The organism is Rhodococcus sp. 14-2470-1b, assembly GCF_002259415.1.
In the GTDB taxonomy this organism is placed as follows: domain Bacteria; phylum Actinomycetota; class Actinomycetes; order Mycobacteriales; family Mycobacteriaceae; genus Rhodococcoides.
The window spans coordinates 1-20,901 of sequence record NZ_NPFY01000001.1 but is presented as its reverse complement, the minus strand read 5'-3'; the positions used below and the strand labels follow the sequence as shown (position 1 = coordinate 20,901).

The window sequence follows — 20,901 nt, the reverse complement described above, 5'->3', positions numbered from 1 at the left end:
GGAGGCGCATCGTGGCGCACGAACGAGCTGGAACAATTGCCCTTCCCGAGGACCTCGTGGATGTCGCGCAGTTGATCACCGCCTACTACTCGCGGACGCCCGACGTGTCGGATCCCGGGCAACAGGTCGTGTTCGGAACCTCGGGACACCGAGGCTCCAGCCTCGACTCGGCGTTCAACGAACGACACATCCTGGCGACGACCCAGGCGATCGTCGAATATCGCGCGGCCCAGGGGATCACAGGTCCGTTGTTCATCGGCCGTGACACTCACGCGCTGTCCGAACCCGCCTGGACCACGGCGCTCGAAGTACTGGCCGCCAACGACGTCACCGTCCTGGTCGACTCGGGGGACCGCTACACACCGACTCCCGCTGTGAGTCACGCGATTCTGCGGTACAACGCGTCGGGACCGGAGCGCCGGGCCGACGGGATCGTCGTGACCCCGTCCCACAACCCACCGCGTGACGGCGGCTTCAAGTACAACCCGCCCCACGGCGGGCCCGCCGACAGTGACGCCACGTCGGTCATTGCAGCCCGAGCCAACGAACTTCTGCGCGCCGACCTCGCCGGGGTGCGGCGGGTGTCCCTCGACACCGCGATGCGCACCACCGTCGAACGCTACGACTACCTCGGCACGTACGTCGACGACCTGCCCAGCGTCGTCGACCTCGACGCCGTTCGGGCTGCCGGTGTTCGGATCGGTGCGGATCCGCTCGGTGGCGCAAGCGTCGACTACTGGGACGCCATCGCCGAGCGTCACAATCTCGACCTCACCGTGGTGAATCCGCTCGTCGACTCCACGTTCCGTTTCATGACGCTCGACACCGACGGCAAGATCAGAATGGACTGCTCCTCACCGAACGCGATGGCGTCGTTGATTGCAGCTCGGACGTCGTACGACATCGCGACCGGCAACGATGCAGATTCCGATCGTCACGGGATCGTCACGCCCGACGGTGGACTGATGAACCCCAACCACTATCTGGCGGTGGCGATCGACTACTTGTTCACGCATCGTTCGGGCTGGTCGCCCACCGCGCGTGTCGGTAAAACCCTTGTCTCGTCATCGATGATCGACCGCGTGGTCGCCGGACTGGGTCGGCAATTGCTCGAGGTCCCCGTCGGTTTCAAATGGTTCGTACCCGGCTTGCTCGACGGCGATCTCGGATTCGGCGGGGAGGAGAGCGCTGGGGCGTCCTTCCTGCGTACCGACGGCCGCGTCTGGACGACCGACAAGGACGGAATCATCCTGGCACTGCTCGCGTCGGAGATCACCGCGGTCACCGGAAAGACACCCTCTCAACGCTATTCGGAATTCACCGCCGAGTACGGCGACCCGTCGTACGCCCGGGTCGATGCACCGGCCACCCGCGAGCAGAAGGCAGTCCTCGGCAAGCTGTCTCCCAGTCAGGTGACCGCAACCGAACTCGCAGGTGAGGAGATCACCGCCACCATGACGACGGCGCCCGGCAACGACGCAGCCATCGGAGGGCTGAAGGTCACCACCGAGAATGCATGGTTCGCGGCACGGCCCTCCGGCACCGAGGACGTCTACAAGATCTACGCCGAGTCGTTCCGAGGAGCCGATCACCTCGCTCAGGTTCAGTCAGCGGCAAAGGAATTGGTGTCTCAGGCCTTGAACGAGTCGTGACGGAAGGTACTCGACAGGAAAGCGGGCGCTCGCCGGTTTCGTCCGAAATCTGGGTGTTGATCTCGGCAAGCTTCGTCATCGCCCTCGGATTCGGCATAGTCTCGCCTGCGCTCCCGCAGTTCGCGACCGAGTTCGGAGTCGGCGTGTTCGCGGCGTCCGCCGTCATCAGTACCTTCGCGCTGATGCGTCTTCTGTTCGCCCCGGCAAGCGGGACGCTGGTACAGAAGCTGGGGGAGCGCCCGATCTACCTGTCGGGTCTGCTGATCGTCGCGCTGTCCACCGGTGCATGTGCGTTCGCCCAGACCTATTGGCAGTTGCTCGTGTTCCGTGGGCTCGGCGGCATCGGGTCGACGATGTTCTCGGTGTCCGCTCTCGGATTGTTGATCCGAATGAGCCCGCCCGAGAGCCGTGGGCGAATTTCCGGCTTGTACGCCACGAGTTTTCTGCTCGGATCGATCGGTGGTCCGCTGTTGGGGGGAGCAGTCGTCGGACTCGGTCTGCGTGCGCCGTTTCTGATCTACGCGGTGGCGCTCGTCGTCGCCGCGGCCGTCGTGTTCTTCGCGCTCGGCGACGTCGACAACGAGAAGGCGAGCACGGACTCGGCGGTCCCCGTTCTCACACTCCGGGCAGCGTGGGCGGTGCCCGCCTACCGAGCGGCACTGGCGTCGAACTTCGCGACAGGCTGGGTGATCTTCGGTGTGCGGGTGGCGTTGATTCCACTCTTCGTCATCGAGGTACTCCAGCGTTCCGCTGCGGTCGCGGCGGTGTCGCTGGCCGTCTTCGCCGTCGGCAATGCGATTGTGCTCACCACCGCAGGTCGTCAGTCGGACCTCCGTGGGCGTAAACCGTTCGTCGTGGCAGGCCTGGTCGTCGCGGGCATCGGTACCGCAGGGATCGGGCTCACCGACGACATCGCGCTGTTCATGGCGTTCTCTGTCCTCGCAGGCATCGGATCCGGTCTGATGACACCGGCGCAGCAGGCGTCCATCGCGGATGTCATCGGGTCCAAAGCGCGCGGCGGACCGGTGCTGTCCACCTTCCAGATGTCCGCGGACGTGGGTGCGATCCTCGGCCCGGTGGTCGCAGCCAAGATCGTCGAGGGGGCGTCGTACGGCACCGCTTTCGTGGCATCCGGCGTGATTCTGCTCGCGGCAGCCGCATGGTGGATCACGGTCCCCGAGCCGGGAGGCAGGAAGAGCGCCGCAGCCCCGGCCACGTGAGGCTTTCGTATCATGTGCACGTGAGTCAAAAGAGAACATCCGGGGCAAAGTACACACCTCAGCCGACGTCCAACACCTTCACCTACGTGCTTGCGGGCGTCGCACTTGTCGTGGTTGTCGCCGTGATCGTGGTGGCCATCCTCTGGCAGCGAGGAGGCGACGAGCCACGCAACGACGGATACGGCTCGGTCCGCAACGCGGAGGTCCAATCGACCGTGTCCGACGACGGTGTGGTCGAACTCGGTGTTCCGGGTGCGCCGCGCACCGTCGACATCTTCGAGGATCCGATGTGCCCGTTCTGCGGCGAGCTCGAAGTGAAGCACGGCCAGGAACTGGAACAGAAGATCGACGAAGGAACCGTCACGGTTCGCTACCACATGGTCGTTCTGCCCCAACTCGATCAGTTGTCCGCGAGCGGCGACTACTCCAGCCGGGCCGTCGCAGCGTCGCGCTGCGTCGCCGAATCGTCCGACGCAATCGTGTACTCCGCGTTCCACGCAGAATTGTTCTCGGCAGACTTCCAACCGGAAGAGAACGGCGAGACCGACCATTCGAACGCCGAACTGGCGGAGATGGCAACTCGTAACGGCGCGGACAGTTCGGTTGCAGACTGCATCACGAGTGGACGCGCAGCAGACGCCGCAGCCGCCGACGCCGAAACCGCCCGGGCTGCATTGGCCGCTGCGGGAGCCGCAGGTACGCCCGGAGTTCTCGTCGACGGGGAACTCGTGGACGCACTGCGCGAGTCATCGTGGGTCGAGTCGATCAGCTGATGTGCCCACTTCCACCGCAAGCGCCCTGAGCTGCTGATTTGTTGCTGTCAGCGACAATGGTGTAACTTCGTTCGAGCAACCGCAAGGTAACGCGGAAGCGAAGTACGGGGCTATGGCGCAGCTGGTAGCGCACCACACTGGCAGTGTGGGGGTCAGGGGTTCGAGTCCCCTTAGCTCCACAAAAAGGGAGAGTCACCATCACGGTGGCTCTCCCTTTTTTGCGTAGGTACTCCGCTCGATCGCGGCGTTCCTAGTGCGCCGCGTCGAAGGCTTGCTCTACATCCGCCGGAATTCGACCACGAGTGGAAATCGCGTAACCGTTCGACTTCGCCCATTCCCGAATCGCCTTGGTCTGATTCGCGTCACGCTTGGAGTTCACCGAATCGGATCCGCCGGACTTCTTCGCGCGCTTTCCTCCGACTCGCAACGAATGCTCGATGTAGTAATCGAGCTTCCGGTGAAATTCCTTCGCGTTCTTGTCGCTGAGGTCTATTTCGTAACCGACACCGTTCACGGAGAATGTTATGTGTTCGCCGCCGGATTCGATCGGCTTGTCATCGATATCGTCCACCAGTTGGACGAAGACTTTCTTGGCCATATGAAAAGTTCTCCAATGAAGTTCAGGTGCGTCTGCATCACACTCAACGCGACTATACGACCGGCTGGGCAAATAATCCATGCGTGACGAATTGTCTTCGCCCCTGTTCGGAGCGAACGTGACGTTCGGTCACGGATGATTGCTTTTGTGCGAACTCGTTTTGTGTGTCACTGAAAGAAATATGAAGTGTGCGGAGGTTTTCGAGGAAAAGGCAACGGTTGAGTCACGGCCTGCTCACGATTTGCTTCCGAATTGCGGATCGCCCGTGAGTCTCCCTGATGCTGCTGCTTCACTTGGGGCTCAAGTGTCCACTGATTCCTGTGGGAACGACCGAGGGCTCGTGTGGCCTGGTGGCTGTCGGAGTGAGAGGGGAGCGGTGCGCCGGGCTCAGGCCGCGGTGTGCTCACAACCGTCGATGAACAAAACTGGTGTGCTCGCGTTTCTGTCGATCGGACTGCTGTCCGCTGCGGTGATCGCTCCCGCGGCGGCGAGTGCCGATCCGGCCTCCGAATCGACCGGGAACGAACTCTCCGGCAAGACGGTCTTCCTGGACCCGGGTCATCAAGGGACGGGCCACTCGGAGGATCTCACGCGTCAGGTCGACGATGGACGCGGCGGAACCAAGAACTGCCAGACGACGGGCATGACGTCGCTCGGTGGAGTGCCGGAGCACACGATCAACTGGAACGTCTCTCAGCTCGTGAAGTCGAGTCTGGAGAGCCTCGGTGCGACGGTGGTGACTTCGCGGGCGGACGACACCGGTTGGGGCGGCTGCGTCGACGAGAGGGCGGAGGCCGCCACGCGATCGGGGGCCGACGTGGCCGTCAGCATTCATGCGGACTCCACGTCCACAGGCCCGGACGAGAACAAGCACGGCTTCCACCTCATCGTTCCCACCTTGCCGATCCCCGATGCAGCGGCCGACGCGGCACAATCGGCGGGTGGGCGGCAGGCAACGTCACTGATGCGCGACGCCTACGAACGTGCCGGTTTCACTCCTGCCAACTACGCCGGTGTGACCGACGGTGTTCAGGAACGCTCCGACGTCGCAGGCCCTGCGCTGGCGGGTGTACCGCTGGTGTTCGTCGAGATGGGCAACGGATCCAACCCGTCGGATGCGGACACGTTGGAGACCACCGACGGTCAACTGAAGCACGCGATCGCGCTGTCCACCGGGATCATCGACTATCTGCTCGGGCCGGACACCTCGGTCACTCCCGACGAGATCGCAGCCGAGACGGATGCCGAGTCGGTGCCGTCGTTGCCGACTGTTCCCTCCGCTGCCGATTCGACCGCGGGAAACTCGCTGTCGCGGTTGCTGTCCGAACTCGCTCCCTACGTCGACGCCGGTGGCGGTGAGGCGGACGTTCGGGCCGTCGCCGATGTCGCGCAAGGTCTGCTCCGTCAGATCCTGACTCGATGACCGAACGCGGCACCGAGTAATCTCGCTGCGTGGCCGAGGCAGACCGAACGATTCCCGTTGTCCTCGTCTCGGGCTTCCTGGGTTCCGGCAAGACGACGCTGCTCAATCACCTTCTTCGCAACAATCGCGGAATTCGCATCGGCGTGGTCGTCAACGACTTCGGGTCGATCAACATCGACTCGATGATGGTTGCCGGACAGGTGGACTCGATGGTGTCGCTGGGCAACGGTTGCCTGTGTTGCGCCGTCGACGTGGAGGAACTCGACGCGATGTTCGACGTCCTCGCGGGTAGCAAGTCCGCGCTCGACGTGATCGTCGTCGAAGCCAGCGGTCTCGCCGAGCCCCGAAATCTCATTCGGATGGTTCTTGCAAGCGACAATCCGCGGGTGTCGTACGGCGGTCTCGTCGGGGTGGTCGATGCCGTCGAATTCGCCTCCACCCGAGCCGAACACCCCGAACTCGACCAGCACGTGCAGTTGGCCGACCTGGTGGTGCTCAACAAAGCGGACGTGCCGTCGCCCGACGCACTGTCGAACATCGAATCCCTTGTCCGCGGCATCGTCGCCGACACGCCCGTTCTGACCACCGACCACGGCCGCGTCGACGCCGAACTGCTCTTCGACGTACCCGAGCGTGTGCAGGATCCCACGCAGCCGCGTCAGATGTCGTTCGACGAGATTCTCCTCGACGACGACGACGACCACGACCACGACAGCCATGGCGACCAAGACGATCATGCACATCATTTGCATGCGAAGTACTCCACGACGAGCTTCGAGAGCGACGAGCCGTTCGATCCCCGACGGTTCGTCGACATGGTGGAGAACCCGGCTGGCGACGTCTACCGCATCAAGGGGTTCGTTCACTTCGACGTACCCGGCTACCGCGAGCGGTACGAGGTGAACACCGTCGGCCGGCACATCACGATGACGCCGGCGGAGTGGGGCGACGACACCACGAGAATGACCCGGCTCGTTCTGATCGGCACCGACCTCGACGAGGAACTGGCCGAGATTCGGCTACTGGATTGCGTCCGGCGGCCCGGTGACCTCGCCGACGAGTCCGCGATGCTCCCGGTCCACCGGTACGTCCGGTCCGGTTAGAGGCCGACCCATTCCGACGTGCCCGACGCGAAGTGCTGTCGCTTCCAGATGGGCACTTCTGCTTTGATCCGTTCGACGAGCAGTGCACAGGTTGCGAACGCCTCGGCGCGATGGGGCGAAGCGACGGCGGCAACGAGGGCGATGTCGCCGATCGACAGGTCACCGACGCGATGCACGGCTGCGACGGGCAGGCCGGATTCTTCCGCGACCTCCGCGCAGCACGTACGAAGGAATCTCTCCGCCTCGGGGTGGGCCTGGTACTCGAGCGCCGACACGGATTGTCCGCCGTCGTGGTTGCGTACGACGCCGGAGAACAACACGACTGCACCGTGCGTCGGACCGGCGACTGCACTTTCCACCGCCGATGTGTCGATGGGATCGGCGGAGATCGCGGCGAGCAGGTCGGTCATGGGGTGTTCACGTCACTTTCCGAATCGGCGTGGGGTCCGTCTCCAGCAACCTGGGCGAGTAGATGGTCGACGATCGGATCCAGCACCGCCAGGCCGTCTTTCACGCCTCCCGGTGATCCGGGGAGATTGACGACGACAGAGCGGCCCGCCACCCCGGACAGCCCGCGGCTGAGCGTGGCATGCGGCGTGACCTTCGTTCCTTGAAGCCGGATGGCGTCGGATATTCCCGGAAGTTCGCGGTCCAGAACGGCTTTGGTCGCCTCGGGGGTCGCATCGGTCGGGGAGACGCCGGTGCCACCGGTGCTGACGACGAGAGCGGGGCCGTCGGTGAGAGCGTCGCGCAGGCCTGCCGCGATCTCCGCGTCGGCGTAGACGAGTGGGCCGCGCACGGTGAATCCCCTGTCGAGAAGCCACGCCGCGATGCGAGGCCCGGTCGTGTCCTCACGGGTTCCGTTCGCACCACCGGTGGAGGCGACCAGGACGGCGGCTGTTCGGCCCGCCGGAGATTCGTTCTCGGTCAGGGACGGAGGCGCAGCGGATGCGGTGTCGTCACGTGACCACGCCCCTCGTTTGCCGCCTTCTTTGCGCACCAACCGAATACCGTTCATCGTCGCCGACGGGTCGACGGCCTTGACCATGTCGTGCAACGTGAGCCCGGCCACGGCGACGGCCGTCAGCGCCTCCATCTCCACTCCTGTCGGACCTGTGGTCTTCGCGGTGGCTTCCACCGTGATCGTGGTGTCGGTGAAACCGAACACGATGTCGACCTTCGACAGCGCGAGTTGGTGGCAGAGCGGGATGAGTTCCGACGTCTTCTTCGCTCCGGAGATTCCTGCGATCCGTGCGGTCGCGAGCACGTCGGCTTTCGGCATGCCATCGGCGCGCACCAACGCGACTACCTCTGCCGTGGTGGCCAGTTCGCCTGCGGCGACGGCGATTCGAGCGGTGTCCTGTTTGGCGGAGACGTCGACCATGCGTGCGCGACCCTCGGAGTCGAGGTGGGAGAAACCGGATGTGGTCACAGCGGGATCACCTGAACTTTCTCACCGGCTTCGAGAGCCGTCGTGTCCTCGGGCACGTCGACGAGGACGTCGGCCCATGCCATTGCAGCGACGAGGTGCGAACCGGGACCGGCGACCAACGAGACTCCGTCGTCGCCGAGGCGTGCTCGGAGCATCTGTCGCTTGCCGCGTATCGAGGTGATCGAGTGCGCCAGTGGGACCGACCGCGGCTCGATCCGGTCCAGACCTGCCGCCTCTCGAACGATGTTGCGCGCAAAAATCAGAAAGGACACGACCGTGCTCACCGGATTACCCGGAAAGTCGAGCACGGGCGTTCCCTCGATGGTCGCGACGCCCTGTGGACCGCCGGGCTGCATGCGCACGGACCCGAAACGCCCACCCAGAGGACCCACTACATCCTTCACGACCTCGAAATCACCCATCGACACTCCGCCGGACGTGATGACGAGTTCGGCTTCGCGGGCAGCGTCGAACAATATCTTTTCGAACTCGCTCCGGTCGTCGGAGCTTCGGCGGACGGAGACGACGTCGGCGCCGTTTGCCCGCAGGTGCGCCGCCAGCGTGAGCCCGTTGGAGTCGAAGATCTCGCCGGGACGCAGGGTGCTGCCGGCGTCGACCAATTCTTCGCCGGTGGTGATGACCGCGACCGTGGGTCGAGAACGTACGGTGACGCTGTCGAGGCCCACCGCGGCGAGCACCGCGATGTGGCGTGGTTCGAGGACCTGCCCGGCCCGCACCAGGATCGTGCCCGCGGTGATGTCGCTGCCCTGCTCACGGATGTAGTCACCCGGTTGCCTCGACACGGTGACCGTCACGGCATCACCGGAGGGCGTTGATCCTTCGGCGGATCGCTCGGTGTTCTCGACGGGGACGACGGCGTCCGCGCCGAGGGGCACGGGCGCGCCCGTCATGATCTTGACGGCCGACCCCGATTCGATCCGGACGATCTCCGACGGACCCGCAGCAACGACACCGTCGACCCGCAGCGTGACCGGAACCGTCGCGACGTCCGATGCGAGAACGGCGTATCCGTCCATCTGGGAATTGCGGAACAACGGGAGGTCGACGGGGGAGACGACGTCGGCGTGCACGACGCGACCGAGGGCTTCGGCCACCGACACCGACAGCGGCGTTCTCGTGCGCAGCGGGCGCAACAGTTCCTCGACGACTGCAAGGTGTTCCTCGACCGACGCCCCGCTCGGACGGTGCGCGCGCCCGCCGGCCTCCGGTGATCCACCATGCCCAGCACTGCTCATTCCACGATCCTGCTCATTCCACGATCCTAGGCGCGCGCCGTCGCGCGAATGTTCGGTGGATCGTACGAAGAATCGGGCGGACGGCATACTGGAGGATGGACAGTCGGACGCGGAACAGTCGAAGGAGGGTCATGACAGTCGGCAATGCGGTGGGCACCGGTGCGGTCGGGCTCGGAATGCCTTCGATCAACCGAGCGCGCCCGAACACCGTCGAGGATCGGCCGGATGTTCCCGTCCTCGTCGACAGGTTCGGTCGCGTCGCACGTGACCTCAGGGTGTCCATCACCGAGAAGTGCTCGCTGCGGTGCACCTATTGCATGCCGGAAGCCGGTCTCCCCGCGATCGCGGCTCGGGATCTGCTGACGGCGAGCGAGATCGCCCGAGTGGTCGGTGTTGCCACCTCGCGCCTCGGCGTCGAGGAAGTCCGCTTCACCGGCGGAGAGCCGTTGATGCGTGCGGATCTGGCGGAGATCCTTCAGCTCTGCTCGGCGTCCGCGCCGGGCGTGCCACTGGCGATGACCACCAACGCCGTCGGTCTCGAACACCGCGTCGACGCCTTGGTGGCAGCGGGTCTCGGACGGGTGAACGTCTCGCTCGACACCATCGATCGGAACCACTTCGCGGAACTGACTCGGCGCGACCGGCTTCCGTCGGTGCTTGCAGGTGTTCGCGCGGCCAGACGCGCCGGTTTGAACCCGGTGAAGATCAACGCCGTCCTGATGCCGGAAACGGTGCACGGCGCAGCGGACCTCCTGCAGTGGTGCCTCGACGAGGGTGTCGCACTGCGTTTCATCGAACAGATGCCGCTGGACGCGGACCAGGAATGGGCGCGCGCGAACATGCTCGACGCGCAGCACTTGCTCGACGTGCTGTCGGCCCGGTTCGAACTGACGGAAATCGGCCGCGCGGACCCGTCGGCTCCCGCGGAGGAATGGGCGGTCGGCGGAACATCGGCGACCGTCGGCATCATCGCGTCCGTCACCAGGTCGTTCTGCTCGGACTGCGACCGCACGCGGTTGACCGCCGAGGGCACCGTTCGGTCGTGCCTGTTCAGCGACGAGGAAACCGACCTTCGCGCCGCACTGCGCGGCGGCGCCACCGATGACGAGATCGCACGGCTGTGGCGCGGCGCGATGTGGAACAAGTGGGCCGGACACGGTATCGACGCCGCAGATTTCGTACCGCCCGCACGAAGCATGGGAGCTATCGGTGGTTGAGGTCAGGTATTTCGCCGGCGCAGCCGACGCTGCCGGGTGCGCACACGAAATATTCGATCTTCCCGGTGGAAGTACGCTTGCAGCTCTCAAAGCTGCTGTGCAACAAAGACATGGAAGCTCGGTTACCGACGTGCTGCGAGTCTCGGCGTTTCTCGTGGGCGACGACCTGACCCGTGATCCGGCCACGACGCTCGGCGACAGGGTCGATGTCCTGCCGCCGTTCGCCGGCGGTTAGCGTCCTTTAGTTCTCGGTGGTCCACCAGTCGTCGAACGGTGTGACCGGAACGGCGCGCTTGTGCCTGGTGATCAGGAACATCCGCTCCAACCTCTCGGCGATCTCGTCGGACACGTCCTTGCCTTCGAGATAATCGTCGATCTGGTCGTAGGTGACGCCGAGTGCTTCCTCGTCCGGGAGCGCGGGTCGGTCGTCTTCCAGATCTGCTGTCGGCACTTTCTTCCACGTGCTCTCCGGTGCGCGCAGTTCACGTAGCAATGCCGCACCCTGGCGCTTGCTGAGACCGGTGAGCGGGGTGATGTCGACACCGCCGTCGCCGAACTTGGTGAAGAATCCGGTGATCGCCTCGGCCGCGTGATCGGTTCCTACGACGACGTAGCCCAACTGGCCGGCGAGAGCATACTGCGCGACCATGCGTTGGCGCGCTTTGATGTTGCCGCGCACGAAGTCACGCACCTCGGACGTGCCCAGCGCCTCGGCGGCGGCAGCGGCCGAAGCATCGGCCGCTGACTTGATGTTGACGGTGACCGTCCGGTCCGGACCGATGAAGGTCAGTGCCGTCGTCGCGTCGTCCTCGTCGGCCTGAACTCCGTACGGCAAACGCACCGCGACGAACTCTGCCTCGGCGCCCTCGCTGCGTAGTTCGGCCGCGGCACGCTGGCAGAGCGCGCCCGTGAGGGTGCTGTCCTGCCCACCACTGATGCCGAGCACGAATCCCTTCGCGGGGGTCGAGCGTAGATAGGCCTTCAGAAAATCGACACGGCGAGTGATCTCCGCCACGGGGTCGATCGACGACTGGACCGCCAGTTCACGCAGGATGCGGGTCCGAAGTTCCGAGCGTAGTAGTGACATTCGGCCATTCTAGGGGCGCCGGGCGAACTTTCGCCGGTCAGCGGGTGGCTCGGCGCACCAGGTCTTCCCAGCCGTCGGCGAGCCGTTCTATCGGCATACCCAGATCGCGGAACTGATGCATGACCAGTGTCGCTTCGAGTGGGGTCAGCAGGTTGTAGGCCAGTAGTTCCAGATCGCCGCCGACGTCTGCACTGCGCAGCAGTGTCAGCACATGGGTGTAGTTCACCATGTGAGCAGGCGCGGAGTACCGCACCAGGGCCGAGTTCTCGGCCGCGCGCATGACCTCGCCCTGAACCTCCACCAGTTGCAGCCGAGCGCGGCCGAAGGCGACGAGCCTGTCGATCGGGTCGGCACCCGGGCCCAGCGGCGGGGGACCGAAGAGGAACGACTGCTGGAGCTCTTTCTCCGTGTGATCGAGCAGAGATTGCATCAGGCCGGATCGACTCCCGAACCGACGGAACACTGTGCCCTTGCCCACACCAGCCTTGGCAGCGAGGCCGTCCATGGTCACAGCGTCGGCTCCGACCGTCGCGACCAGTTCCGATGCCGCGTCCAGCAGGAGTCGCCGGTTACGCGCGGCGTCGCACCGCTCGGTCTCCTCGCCGGCTATGGGCAGCATGAAATCGGTCACAAGGGACAGTCTACCTGCTCGGGAATGGAAGTGGACCGCGGTCCGTTTGAGTGGTAAGAATTGGATCGAACACCGGCTGCACACTCGAACTCGAAGGAATTACTCATGTCTGATGCACACGTTCTCGTTCTCGTCGGAAGTCTCCGCGCGGATTCGGTCAACAAGCAGATTGCCGATACTGCGGCGTCGCTGACCCCCGAGGGCTCCTCGGCGGTGGTCTACGACGGTCTTGCCGATGTGCCGTTCTACAACGAAGACATCGACGTCGACGGCAAGGTTCCCGGTTCCGCACTCGAACTGCGTGCTGCGGCGGAGAAGGCCACCGCGTTTCTGCTCGTCACGCCCGAATACAACGGCACCATTCCTGCAGTTCTGAAGAACGCCATCGACTGGCTGTCCCGTCCGTACGGCGCCGGTGCGGTGTCGAAGAAGCCGGTCGCCGTCATCAGTGCGTCGCCGAGTGGAAACGGTGCCAAGTGGGCGCACGACGATGCCCGCAAGGCCGTCGGCATCGCGGGCGGCAAGGTGCTCGAGGACGTCGAGCTCACCATCGGCGGAACCATCGACAAGTTCGGAACTGCCCACCCGCGCGAGAATGCCGAGGTCTCCGCCGAGATCGGCGCCGTCGTCGCGGAGTTGGTCAAGGCATCCGACGAGCTCGTCGCAGCCTGACACGGTAACGGAAATCGTTTTCATGTAGAGTCTTCGTATGAAGGTACGAAACTCGCTGAAATCATTGAAGAACAAGCCGGGCGCTCAGGTAGTGCGTCGTCACGGCAAGGTGTTCGTGATCAACAAGAAGGAACCGCGGTTCAAGGCGCGCCAACGCTGACGGATCGACGGCGCATCAGCGCCTACGGGCGGTCGGACGAGGCCCTCGGAGTCGACAAGACTTCGAGGGCCTTTCTCGTGTCCGAACCGGACCGTTTCACCCTTCGCGTGCGGCGTGTCGGCTTGCTGTACTCGGTCACTGTGGTTTCACGTCTTCGGTGTGACGCATGACATGAAAGCGTGTCGCACGCGACACGCCGCAATGATTCCTTCTTTCGCTCGACGGCAAGTCCGTGACCAGCGAATACCAACGATGTTGTTCGCAACATCTCGTGTTGTAGGCATATGTCGGACACAAGGTGTAGTGTCTGAGCAGTCGAGAGGACACAACGTCGAAAGCCCCGAAAACGGGCTCGAAGCACGGTGAATCGTCTCGAAACTGCTCTGGCCCGGGTCACCGCTCGGCGTCGGAATCGTCGGCCGAGGTCGGTACGGAAAAGGGGAACATCATGAGCATCACCGTCTACACCAAGCCCGCCTGCGTTCAGTGCAATGCCACCTACCGCGCTCTCGACAAAGAGGGCATCGAGTACAACGTCGTCGACATCTCGCAGGATGCCGAGGCTCGTGATTACGTGATGGCGCTCGGCTACCTCCAGGCTCCCGTCGTCGTCGCCGGCGAAGACCACTGGTCCGGATTCCGTCCTGACCGCATCAAGGCACTCACGGCGAGCGTTGCTTGAACTCAGGGTGCTCCGGACGTAGGAGGAGATGAGCAGGTGTGAATTTCGCTCCCGCTCCACCGTCGACGCATCCGATCGTCTACTTCTCCAGCGCATCCGAGAACACGCATCGGTTCGTTACGAAGCTCGCCCTTCCGGCAAGTCGCATCCCGCTCAAGAACCCCGAGGATTTCTCGGTGGACCAGCCCTACGTGTTGATCGTGCCCACGTACGGCGGGGGAATGACGTTCGAAGGCCGCGACACCAGCTACGTCCCCAAACAGGTCATCAAATTTCTGAATCGCAAGCACAATCGGTCGCTGATCCGCGCGGTCATCGCGGCCGGTAATACCAATTTCGGTGATTCGTTCTGCTTTGCAGGCGATGTCATTTCGCAAAAGTGCGCAGTTCCGTATCTCTACCGATTCGAACTGATGGGCACTCCCGAAGACGTACATCGAGTCCGCGAGGGTCTCGAGGACTTCTGGGAGCGCGAATCCCGCCGCGCCGCGCAGGTCCACTAGCGCAGCGCACACAACAAACGACATGTAGAAGGAACTGGAGCGAAGCCGTGGCACCGACCATCACCGAGGTAGCACCCGTCAACGCCGCTCGATCGGACAGCGATCTGGATTATCACGCGTTGAACGCGATGTTGAATCTGTACGGTCCCAACGGCGAGATCCAGTTCGAGAAGGACCGCGAGGCGGCCAACCAGTACTTTCTGCAGCACGTCAACCAGAACACGGTCTTCTTCCACGATCTGGACGAGAAGCTCGACTACCTCGTCGAGGAGAACTACTACGAGCCCGAGGTGCTGGACCAGTACTCGCGCGAGTTCGTGAAGTTCCTGATCAACCACGCCTACTCGAAGAAGTTCCGTTTCCCTACGTTCCTCGGCGCGTTCAAGTACTACACGTCCTACACGCTCAAGACGTTCGACGGTAAGCGTTACCTCGAACGCTTCGAGGACCGCGTCTGCATGGTCGCTCTGACCCTCGCGGCCGGCGACGAAAGGCTTGCGACGGATCTGGTCGACGAGATCATCGCCGGACGATTCCAGCCGGCCACCCCGACATTCCTCAACTCGGGTAAGAAGCAGCGCGGCGAGCCCGTCTCCTGTTTCCTGCTGCGTATCGAGGACAACATGGAGTCCATCGGTCGTTCCATCAACTCCGCCCTGCAGCTGTCCAAGCGCGGCGGCGGTGTTGCTCTGCTGCTCAGCAACATTCGCGAGGCGGGTGCGCCGATCAAGCGGATCGAGAACCAGAGCTCGGGCGTCATCCCCATCATGAAGCTCCTCGAGGACTCGTTCTCCTACGCCAATCAGCTCGGTGCCCGTCAGGGTGCCGGAGCGGTGTACCTGCATGCTCACCACCCGGACGTCTACAAATTCCTCGACACCAAGCGCGAGAACGCGGACGAGAAGATCCGCATCAAGACGCTGTCGCTCGGAATCGTCATCCCGGACATCACGTTCGAGCTGGCGAAGAAGAACGAAGAGATGTACTTGTTCTCCCCGTACGACGTCGAGCGTATCTACGGCGTTCCGTTCGCGGACATCAACGTCACCGAGAAGTACTACGAGATGGTCGACGACAAGCGAATTCGCAAGACCAAGATCAAGGCGCGCGAATTCTTCCAGACACTTGCCGAGCTCCAGTTCGAATCCGGTTACCCGTACATCATGTTCGAGGACACCGTGAACCGCGCGAATCCGGTGAAGGGCAAGATCACTCACTCCAACCTTTGCTCGGAGATCCTGCAGGTCTCGACGCCGTCGCTGTTCAACGACGATCTGTCCTACAGTCACGTCGGCAAGGACATCTCCTGCAACCTCGGCTCGCTGAACATCGCCAAGACGATGGATTCACCGGACTTCGGCAAGACCATCGCCGTCGCTATCCGTGGATTGACCGCAGTGTCCGATCAGACCCACATCTACTCGGTGCCGTCGATCGAGCAGGGCAACAACGACTCTCACGCTATCGGTCTCGGCCAGATGAACCTGCACGGATACCTCGCGCGTGAGCGCATCCACTACGGTTCCACCGAAGGCGTCGACTTCACGAACATCTACTTCTACACCGTGCTGTTCCACGCTATCCAGGCGTCGAACCAGCTCGCGAAGGACCGCGGAACGTACTTCAAGGGGTTCCCGGAATCCAAGTACGCCTCCGGTGAGTTCTTCGACAAGTACACCGAGCGGGTGTGGGAGCCCAGTACCGCTCGGGTGGCGTCTCTGTTCGCGGACGCCGACGTGCACATCCCCACGCAGACCGACTGGTCCGCGCTGAAGGCGTCGGTGCAGCAGTACGGCATCTACAACCAGAACCTGCAGGCCGTTCCGCCGACCGGATCGATCTCCTACATCAACAACTCGACGTCCTCGATCCACCCCGTCGCGTCCAAGATCGAGATCCGCAAAGAAGGCAAGATCGGTCGCGTCTACTACCCGGCGCCGTACCTCGACAACGACAACCTGGACTACTACCAGGATGCCTACGAAATCGGGTACGAGAAGATCATCGACACCTACGCCGCGGCAACGCAGCACGTCGATCAGGGCTTGTCGTTGACGTTGTTCTTCAAGGACACCGCCACCACGCGTGACATCAACAAGGCTCAGATCTACGCATGGCGCAAGGGCATCAAGACGCTCTACTACATCCGACTGCGTCAGATGGCACTCGAAGGCACCGAGGTCGAGGGCTGCGTTTCGTGCATGCTGTAAGCCGAGGCCGTTGATCTTCACCCGATTCAACCCACAGAGGACACGTCATGACTGCAGCACCGCACTCGCCCGCGGACGGGGCAAAGATCAAGCTCATCGACCGCGTCTCGGCAATCAACTGGAACCGCGTCCAGGACGACAAGGACGCCGAGGTCTGGGAGAGGCTCACCAGTAATTTCTGGCTTCCCGAGAAGGTGCCGGTATCCAACGACATCCCGTCGTGGGGGACTCTCAATGCCGTCGAGAAGCAGTTGACGATGCGGGTGTTCACCGGGCTGACGCTCCTCGACACAATTCAGGGCACGGTCGGAGCGGTCAGTCTGATCCCCGACGCGATCACTCCGCACGAGGAAGCCGTCTACACGAACATCGCGTTCATGGAGTCGGTCCATGCCAAGAGCTACAGCTCGATCTTCTCGACGCTGAGCTCGACGCGTGACATCGACGATGCCTTCCGCTGGTCGGAGGAGAACCCGAACCTGCAACGCAAAGCCGAGATCGTCCTCGACTACTACAAAGGTGACGACCCGCTCAAGCGCAAGGTCGCGTCGACGCTTCTCGAGTCGTTCCTCTTCTACTCGGGCTTCTACCTGCCGATGTACTGGTCCTCACGGGCCAAGCTGACCAACACGGCCGACCTCATTCGCTTGATCATCCGCGACGAGGCCGTGCACGGTTACTACATCGGCTACAAGTACCAGAAGGGCCTGGAGAAGGTCACCGAAGCCGAGCGCGAGGACCTGAAGAACTACACGTTCGAGTTGCTGTTCGAGCTGTACGACAACGAGGTCGAGTACACGCAGGACCTCTACGACGAAATCGGTCTGACCGAGGACGTCAAGAAGTTCCTGCGCTACAACGCCAACAAAGCTCTCAACAACCTCGGATACGAAGGCTTGTTCCCCAAGGACGAGACCGACGTCAACCCGGCGATCCTGTCCGCACTCTCGCCCAACGCGGACGAGAACCACGACTTCTTCTCCGGCTCCGGGTCGTCCTACGTCATCGGCAAAGCAGTCAACACCGAAGACGAGGACTGGGACTTCTGATCTTGTTCGGCGGGGCAGGCCCCTCGGCTACGAGCCGGGGGGCCTGCCTTGCTTCCGCATCGTTTCCGCGTCCTTCGGCATCCGCCCTTGCTCGGTCAGAGCGCGACGCAACAGAAACTCGATCTGCGCATTCGTGCTCCGGAGCTCGTCGGAAGCCCAGCGGGCAAGCGCGTCGTGCACCGCTGGGTCGAGTCTGAGCAGAAGCTTCTTACGTTCGACGGGCATCGGATTACTGGTAGAGCGATCCGGTGTTCACCACGGGCTGCGTGTCGCGGTCACTGCACAGCACGACGAGCAAGTTGGACACCATCGTGGCCTTGCGTTCCTCGTCCAACTCGACGACGTGCTTGTCCTCGAGCTTTGCAAGGGCCATCTCGACCATTCCCACCGCGCCCTCGACAATCTGCTGACGTGCTGCGATGACAGCACCTGCTTGTTGACGGCGCAGCATCGCCTGGGCGATCTCCGGTGCGTAGGCGAGCCGGTTGATCCGCGTCTCGATCACCTCGACGCCCGCCGATCTGACCCGTGCGTGCACTTCCTCGCTCATCGCGCCCGTGATCTCGTCCGCGTTTTCGCGCAACGACATTCGACCCTCGGCATCGTACGGGTAGCTACCGGCGATGTGCCGAACCGCCGACTCTGTCTGCACCGCGACGAACTCCTCGTAGTCGTCGACCTGGAACGACGCGAGTGCGGTGTCCGCCACCTGCCACACCACGATCGCCGAGATCTCGATGGGGTTGCCGTCGGCGTCGTTGACCTTCGACTGTCCCGTCTCGTGATTGCGAATTCGCGTCGAAATCGCCTTGCGGTACGTCAACGGATTCGTCCAACGCAGGCCGGGCGTGCGGAGCGTTCCGCTGTACGAACTTCCCAGGAGCTGAAGCACGCGAGCCTGATTCGGCTGCACCAACGTCAAGCCCGCAAGAACGGGAAGCGACACGACGAACAACACGGCGCCGACGACAGCCAGTGGGACAACGGTGAACACGAGACCGAGTACGAACGCCGCGATACCTCCCAGGAACAGAACGAGCCCGACCCCGAGCATCGACCACCCCGGCAGATCCCATCCCGGCCGTTCGGCAATCGTCGTCGTCGGAGCACCCGTCGGTTTCTCGGCAACAGTCGATGGTCCAGTCACAATGGCCTCCCTCTCAGTAGTGATACTAAAGTGATATCACATTCCGCGCCCGCCGTCGCACCGAACGTGACGTTCGGTCACTTGGAGTGAGCGAAAGTGATGTTCGGTCAGTCAGACTGACCGAACATCACTTTCGCTCGGGAATGGGGGCGACTCAGGGCCGGGTGGAGGAGGAGGGCGGATCAGCGCGTGGTGGGGGGAGAGGGGCGACTCAGCGCCGGAACCAGGCTTCGGCTGTGTTGCCGAGAGCGTGGTGGATGCGCAGACGCGAAGTGTCGGCGAGGTTGTCGGGAAGTTCGTCAGGGTCGAACCATGCGACGGCGAGGTTTTCGTCGTCGGCGACGTGTGCGTGTCCGCCGGTGTGGTGGGCGAGGAAGGTGATGTCCAGGTATTGGGCCACGTCGCCGTTGGGGTAGGTGATCTGTTCGGTGACGTCGACGCCGGTGAGGCGGATCAGTTCGGCGTCGATGCCGGCTTCCTCGCGGATTTCGCGTAGAGCGGCCGGACCGGGTTCTTCGCCGGGTTCGAGGATGCCGGAGACAACGGCCCATTTTCCGTTGTCCCGCCGCTGGGTCAGGAGAATCTTGCCGTCGGAGACCACGACGGCGCTGACGCCGGACAGCCAGAGCGGTGACGTGCCGACCTTGTCGCGGAGGGCGAGGACGAATTCGGGGATCGGCATGTCAGGACACGTACGCGTTCAGGGAGTTGGTGACGTCCGCAAGGATCGTGCGGGCGGCGATCAGTCCGCTGCCCGACCATACGGTGTCGTTGACCACGAAGATGCGTCCGTCTTTGACCGAGCCCAGGCCCTCCCACGCCTCGCCAGTCATGACCGAGGTGCCGTAGTCCTCCCCGGCGTCGCCGTCGAAGCGGACGTAGACGATGTCGCCTTCGGCGGCTGCGACGTCCTCGGCCGATCCAGTGGCGGCGGTGTCGACCTGCGTCGGAGGTCGTTGAACGCCGATCTCCGCGAGAACGGAGCTGGCGAACGTCGAGGGAGCATCGGTGGAGAAGGAGTCCGGAAGGAATCGCACGACCGACGCCTGCGTCTGTTGGGCGTTGACGTCCCGGCCGACCTGCTCGGCGTCCGCGGTGAAGCGGGCTAGTTCCTCGAAGGCGGTCCCACCCCGACCCAGTGCAGCCGCCGATTGCAGGAATGCGCCTTTCCATCCCTCGTCGGTGCTGGTGAAGACCGTCGGGGCGATGTCGCCGAGTGTGTCGTACATGTCCGGTCCCAGTGAATCCGCTCCGATTATCAGGTCGGGGGACAGGCCTGCAATGGCGTCGATGTCCGGCGTGCCGACGGCCCCGGCCGACGGGATCTGTGCAATTCCGGTCCCCAGGTACAGCTCCTGATCGCCGTCGCCGCGGAAGTCGGGATCGAGCGGAGCTGCGCCGACGACGCGCTCCCACACACCCAGTGCACAGGTGGCGTCCAGCGACGCGGCGTCCAGTACGACGACGCGCATCGGGTCCGCCGGCACGTCCGTGATGCCCTCGCTGTGGCCGACCGGGCGGGTGTCACCGTCGATGCCGGTCGGATCCAGCGGTGCAGGAGCCGGGCACAGCCCGACGGTGTCCCGGTCATTGCCGACGACGCCCGCTCCGGCGATGTTGGTGGTGCTCCGAACGATGGTCGACGCGTTGTCCTCGGAGGATGCGGTGTCCGAGCATCCGGATGCGAGTGTCAGTGCTGTCACCACGATCGCAAGGGCAGCGGTGCGCGCAGGAGACGTCTTGATCAACTCGGGTGTTCCTTACGGGAGTCGGGATGCCGTCATACCCTATCGAAGAAGATCGACCGCTCCTCGAATCGCCGGTCTCGCTGGTCGTTCGACGCCGCCCAGCTGGTGCGGGAGCCGAATACGACACACGGTAGGACCGGTTGGTCAGGCTCGGAGTGCACGGTCTAGGATTCGAATAGCGCAAGACACCAGGACGTCCCGCTTGTCGATCGGGATGGGACGCATCTTCAGGAGGATCAGTGACTGCCCTAGCGCCTAGGCCTACTCCCGCTGTGACGGCGGCTCGGCCTTTTCCGCCGCGGATGGGACCTAAGGGTTCGTTCGTTCACAAGGCGATT

At 63.5% G+C, this 20,901-nt stretch carries 23 protein-coding genes and 1 tRNA gene; 14 read left to right on the top strand and 10 right to left on the bottom strand.

Features of this window, described 5'->3' with window-relative positions:
• Positions 1-11 precede the first annotated feature (11 nt).
• From pgm to CH293_RS00105, 4 genes are all read left to right on the top strand, one after another.
• Positions 12-1,652 (top strand): phosphoglucomutase (alpha-D-glucose-1,6-bisphosphate-dependent), encoded by a 1,641-nt coding sequence (gene pgm, locus CH293_RS00120; protein ID WP_094719020.1) that lies wholly within the window; start codon positions 12-14, stop codon positions 1,650-1,652.
• On the top strand, positions 1,649-2,872 hold the full coding sequence (locus CH293_RS00115; protein WP_094719019.1) for an MFS transporter: 1,224 nt from the start codon (positions 1,649-1,651) through the stop codon (positions 2,870-2,872). The genes pgm and CH293_RS00115 overlap by 4 nt, the downstream gene beginning before the upstream one ends.
• A gap of 20 nt (positions 2,873-2,892) precedes the next feature.
• Positions 2,893-3,645 (top strand): thioredoxin domain-containing protein, encoded by a 753-nt coding sequence (locus tag CH293_RS00110; RefSeq protein WP_176459855.1) that lies wholly within the window; start codon positions 2,893-2,895, stop codon positions 3,643-3,645.
• A 106-nt stretch (positions 3,646-3,751) separates the two neighbouring features.
• Positions 3,752-3,824, top strand: a tRNA-Ala gene (locus tag CH293_RS00105).
• Positions 3,825-3,895: 71 nt separating this feature from the next.
• On the opposite strand, the gene CH293_RS00100 is transcribed toward CH293_RS00105, so the two are convergent.
• On the bottom strand, positions 3,896-4,243 hold the full coding sequence (locus CH293_RS00100) for an Lsr2 family protein (protein ID WP_037110414.1): 348 nt from the start codon (positions 4,241-4,243) through the stop codon (positions 3,896-3,898).
• Positions 4,244-4,658: 415 nt separating this feature from the next.
• Here CH293_RS00100 and CH293_RS00095 point away from each other — a divergent pair, with 415 nt between their 5' ends.
• Both CH293_RS00095 and CH293_RS00090 read left to right on the top strand, forming a co-directional pair.
• Positions 4,659-5,666: an N-acetylmuramoyl-L-alanine amidase gene (locus CH293_RS00095; RefSeq protein ID WP_037110413.1), complete on the top strand. Its 1,008-nt coding sequence runs from the start codon at positions 4,659-4,661 to the stop codon at positions 5,664-5,666.
• A 29-nt stretch (positions 5,667-5,695) separates the two neighbouring features.
• On the top strand, positions 5,696-6,769 hold the full coding sequence (locus tag CH293_RS00090) for a GTP-binding protein (protein ID WP_094719017.1): 1,074 nt from the start codon (positions 5,696-5,698) through the stop codon (positions 6,767-6,769).
• On the opposite strand, the gene CH293_RS00085 is transcribed toward CH293_RS00090, so the two are convergent.
• From CH293_RS00085 to glp, 3 genes are read right to left on the bottom strand one after another with little or no spacing between them, the layout of a single operon-like run.
• Positions 6,766-7,179, bottom strand: coding sequence for a molybdenum cofactor biosynthesis protein MoaE (locus tag CH293_RS00085; protein ID WP_019668000.1), 414 nt, complete (start codon positions 7,177-7,179; stop codon positions 6,766-6,768). The two genes, CH293_RS00090 and CH293_RS00085, sit on opposite strands and share 4 nt — an antisense overlap.
• Positions 7,176-8,201 carry a bifunctional molybdenum cofactor biosynthesis protein MoaC/MoaB gene (gene moaCB / locus CH293_RS00080; RefSeq protein WP_094719016.1) on the bottom strand — a complete coding sequence of 342 codons (1,026 nt, stop codon included), beginning with the start codon at positions 8,199-8,201 and terminating at the stop codon, positions 7,176-7,178. Before moaCB ends, CH293_RS00085 begins: the two co-directional genes overlap by 4 nt.
• Complete coding sequence (gene glp, locus CH293_RS00075; protein WP_094719015.1) at positions 8,198-9,544, bottom strand: gephyrin-like molybdotransferase Glp; 1,347 nt, start codon at positions 9,542-9,544, stop codon at positions 8,198-8,200. Before glp ends, moaCB begins: the two co-directional genes overlap by 4 nt.
• 44 nt (positions 9,545-9,588) lie before the next feature.
• On the opposite strand from glp, the gene moaA reads away from it, so the two are divergent.
• Entirely contained in the window at positions 9,589-10,674 is a 1,086-nt protein-coding gene (gene moaA, locus CH293_RS00070; RefSeq protein ID WP_037110406.1) for a GTP 3',8-cyclase MoaA, read from the top strand.
• Complete coding sequence (locus tag CH293_RS00065; RefSeq protein ID WP_094719014.1) at positions 10,667-10,909, top strand: MoaD/ThiS family protein; 243 nt, start codon at positions 10,667-10,669, stop codon at positions 10,907-10,909. Before moaA ends, CH293_RS00065 begins: the two co-directional genes overlap by 8 nt.
• Positions 10,910-10,915: 6 nt before the next feature.
• On the opposite strand, the gene nadE is transcribed toward CH293_RS00065, so the two are convergent.
• Both nadE and CH293_RS00055 read right to left on the bottom strand, forming a co-directional pair.
• The gene (gene nadE, locus CH293_RS00060; protein WP_094719013.1) at positions 10,916-11,761 is read right to left on the bottom strand and encodes an ammonia-dependent NAD(+) synthetase; all 846 of its coding nucleotides are present in this window, start codon (positions 11,759-11,761) and stop codon (positions 10,916-10,918) included.
• Positions 11,762-11,798: 37 nt separating this feature from the next.
• Positions 11,799-12,392 (bottom strand): TetR/AcrR family transcriptional regulator, encoded by a 594-nt coding sequence (locus CH293_RS00055; RefSeq protein ID WP_037110401.1) that lies wholly within the window; start codon positions 12,390-12,392, stop codon positions 11,799-11,801.
• A gap of 105 nt (positions 12,393-12,497) precedes the next feature.
• Here CH293_RS00055 and CH293_RS00050 point away from each other — a divergent pair, with 105 nt between their 5' ends.
• The 6 genes from CH293_RS00050 (at position 12,498) to nrdF (ending at position 17,668) form a co-directional block, all read left to right on the top strand.
• Entirely contained in the window at positions 12,498-13,064 is a 567-nt protein-coding gene (locus tag CH293_RS00050; RefSeq protein ID WP_037110399.1) for an NAD(P)H-dependent oxidoreductase, read from the top strand.
• 37 nt (positions 13,065-13,101) lie between these two features.
• On the top strand, positions 13,102-13,224 hold the full coding sequence (gene ykgO / locus CH293_RS00045; RefSeq protein ID WP_019668008.1) for a type B 50S ribosomal protein L36: 123 nt from the start codon (positions 13,102-13,104) through the stop codon (positions 13,222-13,224).
• A 448-nt stretch (positions 13,225-13,672) separates the two neighbouring features.
• Positions 13,673-13,906: a glutaredoxin-like protein NrdH gene (nrdH, locus tag CH293_RS00040; protein ID WP_019668009.1), complete on the top strand. Its 234-nt coding sequence runs from the start codon at positions 13,673-13,675 to the stop codon at positions 13,904-13,906.
• Between the two features lie 38 nt (positions 13,907-13,944).
• Positions 13,945-14,409: a class Ib ribonucleoside-diphosphate reductase assembly flavoprotein NrdI gene (nrdI, locus tag CH293_RS00035; protein ID WP_020112063.1), complete on the top strand. Its 465-nt coding sequence runs from the start codon at positions 13,945-13,947 to the stop codon at positions 14,407-14,409.
• A gap of 47 nt (positions 14,410-14,456) precedes the next feature.
• On the top strand, positions 14,457-16,619 hold the full coding sequence (gene nrdE / locus CH293_RS00030) for a class 1b ribonucleoside-diphosphate reductase subunit alpha (protein WP_094719012.1): 2,163 nt from the start codon (positions 14,457-14,459) through the stop codon (positions 16,617-16,619).
• 47 nt (positions 16,620-16,666) lie between these two features.
• The gene (gene nrdF / locus CH293_RS00025; protein WP_037110394.1) at positions 16,667-17,668 is read left to right on the top strand and encodes a class 1b ribonucleoside-diphosphate reductase subunit beta; all 1,002 of its coding nucleotides are present in this window, start codon (positions 16,667-16,669) and stop codon (positions 17,666-17,668) included.
• A 27-nt stretch (positions 17,669-17,695) separates the two neighbouring features.
• Here nrdF and CH293_RS00020 read toward each other — a convergent pair whose 3' ends face one another.
• The 4 genes from CH293_RS00020 to CH293_RS00005 all read right to left on the bottom strand — a co-directional run bounded on the left by CH293_RS00020 (position 17,696) and on the right by CH293_RS00005 (position 20,563).
• Positions 17,696-17,893, bottom strand: coding sequence for a hypothetical protein (locus CH293_RS00020; protein WP_020112062.1), 198 nt, complete (start codon positions 17,891-17,893; stop codon positions 17,696-17,698).
• A 4-nt stretch (positions 17,894-17,897) separates the two neighbouring features.
• Complete coding sequence (locus tag CH293_RS00015; protein ID WP_020112061.1) at positions 17,898-18,722, bottom strand: SPFH domain-containing protein; 825 nt, start codon at positions 18,720-18,722, stop codon at positions 17,898-17,900.
• 304 nt (positions 18,723-19,026) lie between these two features.
• Entirely contained in the window at positions 19,027-19,497 is a 471-nt protein-coding gene (locus CH293_RS00010; protein WP_037110392.1) for an NUDIX domain-containing protein, read from the bottom strand.
• A 1-nt stretch (position 19,498) separates the two neighbouring features.
• Positions 19,499-20,563, bottom strand: a complete 1,065-nt coding sequence (locus CH293_RS00005) for an ABC transporter substrate-binding protein (RefSeq protein ID WP_094719011.1) — start codon at positions 20,561-20,563, stop codon at positions 19,499-19,501.
• Between the last annotated feature and the right edge of the window lie 338 nt (positions 20,564-20,901).